The organism is Martelella sp. AMO21009 (assembly GCF_053484295.1).
Genome location: NZ_JBAKFR010000004.1, coordinates 176209 through 189131, shown reverse-complemented (window position 1 = coordinate 189131; position 12923 = coordinate 176209). Strand labels below are relative to the sequence as shown.

General features: G+C 62.3%; 12 protein-coding genes and 1 pseudogene. 7 read left to right on the top strand and 6 right to left on the bottom strand.

What is annotated here, in order from left to right; translation table 11 throughout:
• From V6766_RS07090 to V6766_RS07075, 4 genes are all read right to left on the bottom strand, one after another.
• Entirely contained in the window at positions 1-1062 is a 1062-nt protein-coding gene (locus tag V6766_RS07090; protein ID WP_448464915.1) for an ABC transporter permease, read from the bottom strand.
• A complete protein-coding gene (locus tag V6766_RS07085; RefSeq protein WP_448464913.1) occupies positions 1062-2618 on the bottom strand; it encodes a sugar ABC transporter ATP-binding protein in 1557 nt (518 codons plus the stop codon). The genes V6766_RS07090 and V6766_RS07085 overlap by 1 nt, the downstream gene beginning before the upstream one ends.
• A complete protein-coding gene (locus tag V6766_RS07080; protein WP_448464911.1) occupies positions 2615-3253 on the bottom strand; it encodes a DUF2291 family protein in 639 nt (212 codons plus the stop codon). Before V6766_RS07080 ends, V6766_RS07085 begins: the two co-directional genes overlap by 4 nt.
• A 71-nt stretch (positions 3254-3324) precedes the next feature.
• Positions 3325-4260, bottom strand: a complete 936-nt coding sequence (locus V6766_RS07075) for a substrate-binding domain-containing protein (protein ID WP_448464909.1) — start codon at positions 4258-4260, stop codon at positions 3325-3327.
• Positions 4261-4426: 166 nt separating this feature from the next.
• Between V6766_RS07075 and oiaX the strand changes: the two genes are divergently transcribed.
• Complete coding sequence (oiaX, locus tag V6766_RS07070; protein ID WP_448464907.1) at positions 4427-5674, top strand: 3-oxo-isoapionate-4-phosphate decarboxylase OiaX; 1248 nt, start codon at positions 4427-4429, stop codon at positions 5672-5674.
• A gap of 44 nt (positions 5675-5718) precedes the next feature.
• Here the strand turns inward: oiaX and V6766_RS07065 are convergent, their stop codons facing one another.
• Positions 5719-5928, bottom strand: coding sequence for a hypothetical protein (locus tag V6766_RS07065; protein WP_448464905.1), 210 nt, complete (start codon positions 5926-5928; stop codon positions 5719-5721).
• Between the two features lie 88 nt (positions 5929-6016).
• Here V6766_RS07065 and V6766_RS07060 point away from each other — a divergent pair.
• Together V6766_RS07060 and V6766_RS07055 are read left to right on the top strand one after the other, a co-directional pair.
• Positions 6017-6154, top strand: a pseudogene (locus V6766_RS07060) (winged helix-turn-helix transcriptional regulator); the annotation flags it as partial.
• A 207-nt stretch (positions 6155-6361) separates the two neighbouring features.
• Positions 6362-6931, top strand: coding sequence for a hypothetical protein (locus V6766_RS07055; protein WP_448465153.1), 570 nt, complete (start codon positions 6362-6364; stop codon positions 6929-6931).
• Between the two features lie 211 nt (positions 6932-7142).
• Here V6766_RS07055 and V6766_RS07050 read toward each other — a convergent pair whose 3' ends face one another.
• Positions 7143-8048, bottom strand: a complete 906-nt coding sequence (locus tag V6766_RS07050) for a LysR family transcriptional regulator (protein ID WP_448464903.1) — start codon at positions 8046-8048, stop codon at positions 7143-7145.
• 97 nt (positions 8049-8145) lie between these two features.
• Here V6766_RS07050 and V6766_RS07045 point away from each other — a divergent pair, with 97 nt between their 5' ends.
• The 4 genes from V6766_RS07045 to V6766_RS07030 are packed head-to-tail and all read left to right on the top strand — an operon-like array spanning position 8146 to position 12803.
• A complete protein-coding gene (locus tag V6766_RS07045) occupies positions 8146-9738 on the top strand; it encodes a sulfatase (RefSeq protein ID WP_448464901.1) in 1593 nt (530 codons plus the stop codon).
• Positions 9739-9766: 28 nt separating this feature from the next.
• Positions 9767-10753 (top strand): Bug family tripartite tricarboxylate transporter substrate binding protein, encoded by a 987-nt coding sequence (locus tag V6766_RS07040; protein WP_448464899.1) that lies wholly within the window; start codon positions 9767-9769, stop codon positions 10751-10753.
• A 34-nt stretch (positions 10754-10787) separates the two neighbouring features.
• Positions 10788-11282 carry a tripartite tricarboxylate transporter TctB family protein gene (locus V6766_RS07035; RefSeq protein WP_448464897.1) on the top strand — a complete coding sequence of 165 codons (495 nt, stop codon included), beginning with the start codon at positions 10788-10790 and terminating at the stop codon, positions 11280-11282.
• A gap of 3 nt (positions 11283-11285) precedes the next feature.
• Positions 11286-12803, top strand: a complete 1518-nt coding sequence (locus tag V6766_RS07030; RefSeq protein WP_448464895.1) for a tripartite tricarboxylate transporter permease — start codon at positions 11286-11288, stop codon at positions 12801-12803.
• Positions 12804-12923: the final 120 nt, after the last annotated feature.

Genomic DNA, 12923 nt, shown 5'->3' with positions numbered 1-12923 from the left:
TTACTTGCCGACAGCAGCCTGCGCCTGCAGCGCGACCCGTGCCTGAACCCTCTGCTGGGCCTGATCGATGACCACGGCGGCGATGATGACGACGCCCTTGATCACGGTCTGCCAGAAGGCGGAAACGCCCATCATCACCAGCCCGTCGGAAAGCACGCCGATGACGAAGGCGCCGATGATCGTGCCGCCGATCCTGCCGCGCCCGCCGGACATCGAGGTTCCGCCGAGAACGGCAGCGGCGATCGCGTTCAATTCGAAAGTATCGCCGGTTGCCGGATGGGCCGCAACAAGCTGGGAGGAAATAATGATGCCGACAAGCGCCGCGCAGAAGCCGGAGAACATGTAGACGAAATATTTGACATGGGTGACCTTCACGCCCGAAAGCCCGGCTGCCCGCTCATTGCCGCCGACGGCATAGATGAACCGGCCGAGCGGCGTGCGCTTGGCGATATAGGCGGCGAGAAGGCCTACGGCGATCAGCATCCAGATCGAGACCGGAATGCCGAGGACGGAACCGGAGCCGATGAAGCGATAGCTTGCCGAACCGTATTCGACGCTGCCGGTGAGGTTCGGAAAGGTCTCGCCGTCGCTCGACAGCATCGCCGCGCCGCGCGCGATATAGAGCGTGCCGAGCGTGGCGATGAACGGCGCGACATTGAGCTTTGTTATCAAAAACCCGTTCAGCGCGCCGATGGCGATGCCGACAAGAGCGACGATCAGGCAGATTTCCAGCGTGTTGAACTGCACCGTCCAGCCGATGCCGAGATCGATGCCGTTCAAAAGCAGATAGCCGGCGACCATGCCGCAAAGCCCGACGATCGAGCCAACGGATAGGTCGATGCCGCCGGAAATGATGACGAAGGTCATGCCGATAGCAAGAAATGCGTTGAGCGCCACATGTTTCGACATGATCACGAAATTCGCGGTCGACAGGAAGTTCGGCGCGAAGATCGAGAAGAAAACGAAGACAAGGATAAGCGCGATGAAGGTTCTGGCCTTCATCAGCATCAGCAATGCGCTGCTCTGTCCCTGGCCGACGCCGTTTGCGGTCATGCCAGTCATTATGCGGTTTTCCTGTTCAACTGATCGGCGGGCGCATCCGGGTTGTGGCCCGCGGCCGATGCCTGGACGAGCTTGGTGTCGGTCGCCTCGTCGCGATTGAATGTTCCGGTGATCTTGCCGTTCGACATCACGATGATCCGGTCGGAAAGGCTCAGCACCTCCTCCAGATCCGAGGTGACGAAGACGATGCCGAGGCCTTCGGCTGCGAGCTGGCGCATGACGCGGAACACTTCGGCCTTGGCGCCGATATCGATGCCGCGCGAAGGCTCGTCCATCAGAAGCACCTTGGGGCCGGTCATCAGCGCCTTGGAGATCACCACCTTCTGCTGGTTGCCGCCTGAAAGCGACGAGACCGGATTTTCCGGCGAGGCGATCTTGATCACCATGCGCTTGACGAATTCCGCCACGCGGGCTTTTTCGGCCTTGAGGTTCATGTGAAAGCCGCGCGTGACGGCGCCGAGCGAGCTCAACGTCATGTTTTCGCGGATAGACAGGATCTGCACCAGCCCGTCATGCTTGCGGTCTTCCGGGATCAGCGCCAGCCCGTGGGCGATGCGGTCCGAGACGCTGGGCTTGCCCATCTTCCTGCCGTTGACCCAGACCTCGCCGTCGGCCAGGTGATGCCGGCCGATGATGGTTTCCAGAAGCTCGGTGCGGCCGGCGCCCATCAACCCGTAAATGCCGAGAATTTCACCCTGGCGTAGGCTGAAGGACACGCCGTCGACCACGAAGCCGCCGCCGGAATCCGGCAGGCGGATATCCTCGACCCGAAGCGCCTCGTCGCCATAGGGATGTTCGATCTCCTTGGCGAAATCCTTGGAGCTTTCGCCGATCATGCTCCGCACGATCCAGGGCACGTCGACGCCTTCCATCGAGCGAGCGCCGGTGATTGCGCCATCGCGCAGCACGGTGATATAGTCGCCGACCCGGATCAGCTCATCCATGCGGTGGGAAATATAAACGAGGCCAACGCCCTCGGCCTTCAGTTCGCCGATCACCTTGAATAGGATCTCGACCTCGGTTGCCGAAAGCGCCGAGGTCGGCTCGTCGAGGATCAGAATTTTCGCCTTGCGGGCGAGCGACTTGGCGATCTCGACGATCTGCTGCTGGCCGACCTTGAGATCGCCGACCAGCGTGTCGGGATCGATATTGTGTTCCAGCCGCTTCATCAGCCTGCGGGTTTCCGCACGCTGGCTCTCGGCGTCGATATCGAAGCCGTAACGGGTCTTCTCATGCGCCATGAAGATGTTTTCGGCGACGGTGAGATTGGGGAACAGGTTGAGTTCCTGGAAGATCATGCCGATGCCGTGGCGTTCGGCATCGTCGGTCGAGTTGAACCGGACCTCCTCGCCATCCATCTCGATCCGACCTTCGGTGAGCTGCTCGACGCCGGCGATTACCTTCATCATCGTCGACTTGCCGGCGCCGTTTTCGCCGACCAGCACGTTGACCGCGCCCATGCGCAGTTCGAAATCGACCGATTTCAGCGCCACCGTGCCCGGATAGACCTTGGTGCCGCCGATGATTTTCAGGCCGACCGGATGCTGCTCGGTCATGGCTCGACCTCGATGACAGTGGGCACGATTTCCGGCTCCTCGTCCGCGCCGCGCAGGGTGAACACGCCGGTGAAGGCGACCGTCTTGCCGACGACATCACCCTCGGGGATATCGAGTCCGGCATGGGCCTTTTCGTTCATGGCGCGGGCGAGCTTGGCGAATTCGATCTGGTCGCGGAAATCGGTGAAGGTGATGAACGGCATCGCATCGCGCAGCGCCGTTCCGCGGATGATCGGGCCGATCTGCAGCGTGACATCGGGCTCGCCGTCGCCGGTCATGTCGAGCTGCATCTTGGCTGCCCGGCTGTCGAGCTTGGCCTCGGTCACGGTGCCTTCGCCGCTGACCACGAAATTCCAGGGATTGGCCTCGCCCTCGGGCCTGAGGCCATATTCAGCGCCTGCGGAATCGACGCCTGCGGCGAGCGCCTGTTGCAGGGTCGCGTAATCGACGGTGTGTTCCGCGATGACCGGCAATACCTTGTCCGACCAGTTCTCGTCGGCATAGGCCGCCATCCGGGCCTCATCCGTCTGCGTCTCGGCCTGCTCGGCATCGGGCTTGTCGGTCGGCACCAGCTTGCAGCCGCCAAGAGGCAGCAGGAGCGCAAGGATCGCCGCCGACAGTTTCATCGCGTGCATGTCACATCCAGCATTTATTCAGAATGATTGTGATTGGCAGGGGCCGGCGTTGGATGCCGGCCCCATACCGGTCAGTTTTCAAGCGCGAAGGTTTCGAGCTTGCCGGCGTTGTCGGCGGTGATCAGGACGCAGTCCATCAGCTGCTTTTCAGGCTGGCCGGTGGAGCCGGTCTTGATGTACTGATCGGCCTGCTCGACAGCGAGCTGGGCCTGGCGGTAGGCCGGCTGCAAGACGGTCGCCTTGATGCCGTCCTTCATGATCGAATCGCGCACATCATTGGAGCCGTCGAAGCCGACGACGATGACGTCGGTGCGGCCTGCGGCTTCAAGCGCCGCCCATGCGCCCATGGCCATGGTGTCGTTGCCGGAGATCACACCCTTGATGTTCGGGTTGGCCTGGAGGATGGTTTCCATCTTTTCGTAGGCCTCGGTCTGCGACCAGTTGGCCGACTGCTGGGCCACCATTTCGAGATCCGGATACTGGTCGATGATGTCGTGATAGCCCGAGGAGCGGATGCCGGCATTGGTATCGGCTTCGCGGCCGAGCAGTTCGACATAGGGGCCTTCCTCGCCCATCAGCTCGACGAATTCCTCGGCGCCAAGTTGGGCGCCCTGGTAATTGTTGGAAACGATCTGGCTGACGGCGATGCCGCTTTCCTTGATCTCGCGGTCGATCAGGAAGGACGGGATGCCGGCATCCTTGGCGCGCTGCACCGGCGCGACGGTAGCGTCGGCGCCGGCATTGTCGAGAATGATGGCGGACGCGCCGCGGGCGATCGCGGTGTCGAACATTTCCGACTGCTTGTTCGGGTCGTCGTCATGCACGAGGATCAGCGTTTCATAGCCGAGTTCCTTGGCGCGCGCCTCGGCACCCACGGCTTCGGCCTTGAAGAACGGGTTGTCATGGCTCGGCGTGATGATCGCGATCAGGCCTTCGGCATGGGCGAAGGCGGGAAGGGCCGTCGACAAGGCGAAAGCCGCCAGAAACAGACGTCTCTTGATATTCATAAGTTTTCTCCTCCATCAGTCCATCCCCCATGGATGGCTCTCTCCCTGGATCGGAGGAACCCTGTGGTATGATAAATCATTTGTCAACAGGTATGATGAGCATTACAGATGAAACCGCTGGAGGCCGATCTTCCGTTCGGACCGGCGGAGCGAGATGGAGGAATGCATGAACGACGACTTTATCCGGGTCACCTATCGCCTCGAATGCGCCGGCAGCATCGAGGCGATGGCGGCAAAGATCGCCTCCGACCAGTCAACCGGCACCTTCACCGAGCTTCCGGGCGAAACGGATGCCGTGCGCAAACGCTGCGCCGCCCGCGTCGAGACGATCGCGCCGCTTGCCGATACCGATACCCCCGGCTTCCCCGATAATGGCAGTTCCGGGCCTTACCACCGCGCCGACGTCACGATCGCCTATCCGCTGGAGGCGATCGGCACCGATATCGCGGCGCTGATGACGATCGCGATCGGCGGCGTGTTCGCCGCGCGCGGGTTGTCGGGCATCCGCGTCATGGATATCGACCTGCCGCAGGCCTGGTCCTGCCACCCCGGTCCGCAATTCGGCATCGCCGGATCGCGCCGGCTAATGGGGGTTGAGGCCGGCCCGATGATCGCATCGATCATCAAGCCCTCACTGGGGCTTACGCCGGAAGATACGGCCGAGGTTGTAAAAACGCTCTGCGAGGCCGGGGTCGATTTCATCAAGGACGACGAGAAGATGATGAACCCGGCCTATGCGCCGCTCAAGGCGCGGGTCGACGCGATCATGCCCGTCATCAAGGCGCATGCCGAGCGCACCGGCAAGAAGGTGATGTATGCCTTCGGCATCTCATCCGCCGACCCGGACACGATGATGGAAAACCACGATTATGTGGTGAACAACGGCGGCAATGCCGCGGTGATCAACATCAACTCGATCGGCCATGGCGGCATGTCGTTCCTGCGCAAGCGTTCTTCGCTTTGCCTCCATGCCCATCGCAATGGCTGGGATATCCTGACCCGCCACCCCGCGCTCGGCATGGAATTTACGGCCTATCAGAAGATCTGGCGGCTGCTCGGCGTCGACCAGTTCCAGATAAACGGCATCCGCGCCAAATACTGGGAACCCGATGACAGCTTCGTCAAATCCTTCCATGACGTGATGACGCCGATTTTTTCCGAAGACGACCGGCCGCTGCCCGTGGTCTGCTCGGGGCAATGGGGCGGACAGGCGGTCGAGACCTATGAGCGCACCGGCCGCACGCTCGACCTGATGTATCTCGGCGGCGGCGGCATTCACGGCCATCCGGGCGGGCCGGCCGCCGGCGTGCGCGCCATCCGCGAGGCCTGGGAGGCCGCGGCCAGTGGACGGTCGCTCGAAGCCCATGCCGCCACCCATCCGGACCTTGCCGCCTCGCTTGAAAAATGGGGCTAGATCCCTTCAGGAAGAGTACGCGTTGCTGGTCACCGCCGTTCCCGCTATTCACGTTTTGCAATCTCGGCATCGGCGAGCCCGGACACCTGTTCCCCTATCACTTTCAGGAACACGAGCGCCCGTTCGCGGTAGAGCGCATGTTTTTCAGGCGTCCTGTCCCAGGATTGCCGAAGGGTGGTGCCGGGGGAGGCGATCTTCATTCCATCACTGGCAAACAGAGCCAAAGCGACCTGGTCGATGATATTCGAAGTCATTCCTGAACCTCCTCATTTGGTTGGATCGGTCAGCTAGCAACGGACATTGGCAATTCTGGGTTCGGCAAGTCTCGATATCCATGATCCGATGGCTCGCCGGCGGCTCCAAGCGCACCGGCAACTGCGCCGCATCGATTTCCGGACGGTGCCGCCACACGTGGAATACGAATTGACCGACTTTGGCCGAAGCCTGGCCCAGCTTCTCGCGCCGCTATGCGAATGGGGAACGCACCACAACGCCGAGGTCGCAAGGATCGTACAGAAGCGCGATCACGGGGCGAAGACGGCTGGACGCCAAGTTGGCCGGAGCGGCGTTCAAGCATGTGATGGGATGTTCGCCTCGCGCGGGGCGGCTTGGCGGAACCCGCTTCAAATGTTTATGCTTCCTTTGCGGCCCTGTTCTGGGACGGGCGCGCCGAAACGGGTAGCGGATATGGATGCATATGGGCATTTGCGGATATTGGTCAGCCTCATCCTCGGGCTGGCGATCACGCGCGTGCTGTCCGGTCTCTCCCGCCGCCTGCAGGAGCCGATCAAGACGGACGGCATGCATGTCCAGATCGTCTGGTCGCTGGTGCTGCTTCTCGGCGCCGTGCACTTCTGGTGGTGGGAGTTCGCCCTTCGCCTGATCAGCCAATGGAATTTCTGGATCTACATATTCGTCCTGTCATACGCCTCGCTGTTTTTCCTGATGTCGACCCTGCTTTATCCCGACCACATTCAGGGGCAGGTCGACCGGGAGGATTTCTTCTTCCGCAGGCGGTTCGCATTCTTTGCCCTGTTCGCGGTCTCCTTCGCTTTCGATCTGGTCGACACGCTCATCAAGGGACGAGAGCACCTGACATCCCTCGGCGTCTGGTATGGCTTCCGCCTCGTTGCCGGAACCGTGATCGCCCTGATCGCGATGCGAACCAAAGACAGCCGAAAACTGATGTGGCTGGGATTGGTCTGGCTTGCAGGCAATATCGTCTGGATCACCATGCTCTACGGCGTTTTGAGCTGAGCGGCACTTTGGACGCTTTTCGCCAGCGCCGATGTGACGCCGGCCAACCGGATCGCGCGGCGATGCGCAATTGGCGACCTCCGGCAACAATGTCGCGGAAGCAACACGGATATTGCAGACACCGAGACGGAACCTGAGTGAAAAGATTTCCAAGTTCGGTCTGCGATGGCCTGCGGTCTTCCCAGGACGCGGAGGCCGCAGGAGGGCCGCATCAGCCATCCTTCCCGTTCATGCCTGTCACGGCTTCCAGATCTTCCAGCAACTGCCGGATAACAGGAATGCCAAAGGAACTGAGGCGCACATAGGCGCCGGTGGAAAGCCGGCTGATCGGCGGGTTTGTCGGGCGGATGACGAGTCCGCCGATTTCGACATGATCGGCAAGCTGCAGCGGCGCCATCAGTTTGGCGCCCAGCGCGCGCGTCAGGTCCAGCGCCGCTGCAAACGAGGTCGAGTGGGCGATGATGCGCGGCGGGCTCAGCCGCTGCTCGGCGCAATAGCGCCGCAGCAAGGGCACGTTGTCGGTCGCGCCGCTATAGGCCACCCAGGAAAAGCCGGCGAGTTCGCGGGGCCCGAGCACCGGCAATGCCGCCATCGGATCATCCGCCGCCATGATCACGGCCAGCTCGATCTCGGCCACCGGTATGGCGGTGATCAGGGCATCGGGCTCCGACGGTTCGATCGCGCCAAGCACGACATCGAGACGGCCATCGCGCAGCATCGGCAGCGTCACCGCATTCTGGTCGGCTACGAGCTCGAAGGTGAGCGACGGATACCGTTCGCGCAACCGGGCAAACAGCGGCGCGGCATAGCGCAGGTGAAACAGCGGCCCCGCGCCGACCCTCAGAGTTTCAAGCCCGGTGCCGGCGAGCGCCCGGATTTCCTCGCGCGCCTGTCGGTATTCCTGCTCGATCCGCTCGGCGCGGGCCAGGAAGTGACGCCCGGCCGCCGTCAGGCGCATCCCGCGGCGATGGCGCTCGAACAGCTTGCCGCCGAGATCCTCCTCGAGGTTTGCGAGACGCTTCGTCAGCGATGGTTGCGTCAGGCCGATCTTTTCGGCTGCGTCGGACAGATTGGCTTCCGCCGCGATCGCGAGAAAGGCAGTGAGGTTCCTGTCCATAAGTTATTCCATTTTTCTATCGTTAGGCCCGTAAAAATCGATTTTACAGAAAGCCTGCGATCCGACAAGTTCGTCCTCCAAGACGAGGGAGGACTGTTTGCGGACGATTTTTGTACTTTTCGATTCCCTGAATCGAACGGCGCTCGGTGCCTATGGCGGCATGGCGATTCCGACGCCGAACTTCGACCGGTTTTCCGCCCGCGCGGCCACTTTCGATACCCATTATGCCGGGTCGCTGCCCTGCATGCCCGCGCGGCGCGACATGCAGACGGGGCGTCTTAATTTCACCCATCGTCCCTGGGGGCCGCTCGAACCATTCGATAATGCCTTTACGCAACACCTGAGCGCGGCCGGCGTCTATACGCATCTGATCACGGACCATCTGCACTATTTTGAAAACGGCGGCTGCGGCTACGCCCAGGCCTTCGACAGTTGGGATTTCATCCGCGGCCAGGAATATGATCCCACGACGGTCTTCGCCGTACCGCCGGTGGAGCGCATCCGCGAAAAATTCGACGCCCGCCACTATCCGACCGGAACGCTGCCGGAAGGCCGCACCGCCACACGCGGCACCTTGGCCAAGGATGTTTGGAAACGCTCCCGCCACGCCATAAACAAGCTCGAACCATGGGACGAGGCGGACTATCCAACCGCGAAGTGCTTTGCCAAAGCCTTCGATTTCCTTGATCGCAACCGGGACAGCGACGACTGGTTCCTGCAGCTCGAATGCTTCGATCCGCATGAGCCGTTCGATGCGCCCGAACGATTCAAGGCAATGTTCGCGACCGGCTATGACGGTCCCGTGCTGGACTGGCCGCTTTATGAAAAGTGCACCAATTCCGCAGGGGAAATCGCCGAAATCCGCGCCAATTATGCCGCCTTGGTGGCCATGTGCGACGACTATTTCGGCCGGTTGCTTGACTGGATGAACGCCAATGATGCGTGGAAGAACACCACGCTGATCGTGACCACCGATCATGGCTACCTTCTGGGCGAGCATGAATGGTGGGCCAAGAACCGGATGCCCTATTACGAGGAGATCTCGCATATCCCGCTCATGATCTGGCACCCTGACCGCTCCGGCAGCAGCGGAGCGCGTATCGCGGAACTGACCCAGACCACCGACCTGATGCCGACGATCCTGGACCTGCATGGCGTGGCCACGCCCGCGGAAGCGCGCGCGCATTCGCTGCTGCCGCTGCTGGACGAACGCCCGTCAGGGCGCGACACAGCGATCCTCGGCATGTTCGGCGGACCGGTCTGCGCGACCGACGGGCGGTACACCTATTTCAGGTTCCCCGAGACCGACGATCCGACGGCGCTGCCGCTATACACGCTCATGCCCAGCCATCTCGAAGACATGTTCTCGGTCAGCGATCTCGCCACCGCCGAACTGGTCGACGCCTTCGACTTCACCAGGGACGCGCCGTTGCTGCGTGTCAGGCTTTCGAAAAAGCTCGGCGAATCCGGCATGGACATTCTGGCTAACTGGCAGGGCGGAAACGTGCTCTACGATCTCGCCGCCGATCCCGGACAGACGACACCGCTGGAGGCCCCAGAGATCGAAGCCCACATGAATGCCGCCATCATCGAGCATTTCGTGGCGCATGACGCCCCGGAGGAGCTTTATGCCCATTACGGACTGACCCGCGATCAAACGCCGGCGGAAAGCATTGACGCCCTCGGTTGAGCGCCGAAAAATATCAAAGGAGGAGCAAATGAAAACAACGATAGCAATCACACTGGCCGCAATCGCCGCCATGCCGCTTGCCGCTGGGGCGGACGACTTTCCCAAACGCACGGTCGAACTGATCTTCCCCTGGGGGCCGGGCAACGCGATGTCGGCCAGCCAGATATTGGCCGAAGCGATGTCGGAGGAGCTCGGGGTCTCGATCCCAGTGATCTCGACGCCGGGGGCCGCGGGCACCAAGGCCTTCCAGATCGCGATGAACAAGCCCGCCGACGGCTACACCATCCTTGATGGCTATGTCGCGCCGCTGGTGCTGCAGCCGGTGCTGGGCAAGGCCGACTGGACCTATGCCGACTTCGTGCCGCTTCACGCAGCCCTCTCCAACGCGTTTGCGATCGGCACGGCGGCGGACAATGACCGCTGGGCGAATTTCGAGGCGATGATGAACTATTGCGCCGATCACCCGGCGGAACTTCGCTACACCACGGGGTCGCGCAACAACCTGCCGCACATGGTCATCGCCAAGGTGCTGCAGAGCTATGACTGCGTGGCCCAGAACATTCCCTATACCGCCAATGGCGACGCCATGTCCGACCTCAAGAATGGCGTTCTCGATTTCGGCTTCATCAATGTCGGCGATTACCAGCAGAATGGCGCCGATTACACGATCCAGCTCGTGCTGTCGGAACTGCCGGCCAGCGTCGAGGCCTTCGGCGGCGCGCCGTCCATTGCCGACCTCGATGTCGATCTCGGCCTGAGCGGGCTTGGCCCCATGGGGTGGAACTGGTGGCTGGTGCGCAAGGACACCCCGCCCGACCGCCTGGAAATCCTGCGCGAGGCGATGAAGGCCGCGATCGAACGCCCCGAGGTGCAGGAAAAGGTCAACGCGCTCGGTTTCGCCGCCCTGGAGTGGGATTGGGATCAGTACGACGAGGTCGTGGGTCCGGTGTCAGGCCAGTTCGAGGCGATGGGCAATGCGCTCAAATGGGAAGAAGAACAGCTTGCCAAATACTGATCTCGACAAGCCGGGCCGGGAGGAGAGAGTGACCATGAGCATCGGTAAAAGACATGTCGAATGGCTCGCGGTCGCGCTTTTCCTCGCCGTCATCGGTCTTGTGTATCAGCAGTCCGCGACCAGCATGGCCGAACAGGGCATCGCCTCGGGCGGGCCCTATGACAACGCGGCGGTCTATCCGAAGACGATCGCCGCCGTGCTTGCCCTGCTGACGGCGATACAGGCGCTGCTGCAGATATTGCGGGCGCGCAAGACGAAAGCCGAAACCGGCATGCCGCTTGGCCAGCTTGCCCGGCCCGCGTCGCTTGTCCTGATATTCGCGGCCTATCTCGCAGCCCTCGGCATTGCCGGCTATCACATCGCCACGCCGATCATGCTGGCGGCGCTGATGCTGCTTTGCGGCATCAGGCGACCGCTGGCGATCGCGGTTCCGGCCGTGCTGATCTCGCTGGGGCTTTCCTATGTCTTCGAAGCCTGGCTCAAGATCGTGCTGCCGGGCGGCCTCCTGCACCTGAACATTACTTGGTGATCCATGCTCGCGCAATCGCTTGCCGCTGGCCTTGACCAGTTTCTCACACCGCTCACCGTCACGCTGACGACGCTCGGCGTCATCTTTGGCCTCATCGTCGGCGCGCTGCCGGGGCTGGGACCGCTGATGGGCATCGTGCTGATGCTGCCGTTTGCGGTCGACATGCCCCCGGTCGCCGCCATGGGCTTTCTCATTGCCATCGGCGTCGGCGGTTCCTGCGGCGGGTCGATCTCGGCGATCCTGCTACGCATTCCCGGAACGCCGCTTGCCGCGGCGACGCTTTTCGACGGCTATCCGCTGGCGCAGAAGGGGCGCGCGGCCGATGCCATTGGCATCGCCATCTCCGCTTCCGCGCTCGGCGGGCTTTTTGGCGGTCTCGTGCTGATCCTGGCGGCGCCGGTTCTCGCCGACTTCGCCTCGAATTTCTCGCCGCCGGAATATGCGATGCTGGCGCTGACGGGCCTGATCGCGATCGCGGTCGTGTCCGAGGGTTCGCTTCTGAAGGGGCTGATGACCGGCTGCCTCGGTCTCCTGATCGCGACCATCGGCACGGATGAATTCTCGACCGGCTTCCGCTTCACCTTCGGCAGTTTCGAGATGCTGAACGGCTTTCACATCGTCGCGATCGTCGTCGGCATTTTCGCCATCTCTGAAATGGCGCATCAGGTTCAGGGCGATGACCTGAACGCCAAATCCGACGTGAAGATCGTCAGGCCCGGTTTCAGAACCCTCCTGATCACGCTCCGGCACTGGAAGAACCTGCTCCGCTCCTCGACCATCGGCGCGGCATTCGGCGCGCTTCCCGGCGTCGGGGGCACGATTTCGACCTTCGCCTCCTACGCCGTCGCCAAGGCGTTCTCGAAACCGGAAGATGGCTATGGCGAAGGCGCGGAGGGCGGCGTTGTCGCCACCGAAAGCGCCAACAATGCAACGGTCGGCGGCGCGATGGTGCCGACCATGGCGCTCGGCATTCCCGGCGAGGCCTCATCCGCCGTGCTGATCGGCGCGATGCTGATCCTGGGCTTCTTTCCGGGTCCGGCGCTGTTCGAACAGCGGCCGGAGATCGTCGGCGGCGTGTTCCTCGTCTATCTGTTCTCCAACATCTCTCTGCTGATCGTCGGCATTCTGGCAACGCCCGCCTTCGTCTGGGTGTTGCGGCTGAAGAAAAGCTATCTGATCCCGATCGTGCTGCTGCTCTGCGCCATCGGCACATTCGCCCTGCAGAGCTCCGTCTTCGACCTGTGGGTGATGATGGGTTTCGGCGTCCTCGGCCTGCTTCTGCGCAATGCCGGCTATCCGCTGGCGCCGTTGGTGATCGGCGTCATTCTAGGGCCGCTTCTGGAGAACAATCTCAGGCGCGCGCTGCTGATTTCGCGCGAGGGCTATTGGATTTTCCTGGACCGGCCGGTCTCCGCCGTGCTGGTGGCCGTCAATATCGCGCTGATCGCCGGCGCGATCTACTGGACGATCCGCCAGCGCCGCGAGCGCGATGTGCGGGCAACTGCCCAGTCCGAGGGCTGAGCGGCGACTGGCCTCGCCAAAATTGAGGGCGCTGAGCTAATCTTGGATCCAGTCCCGTTCCCTCATCCGACGTCACCGCAACGCCGGCCTCGCGCAGAGCGTGGGCATAGGCGCGGCCGC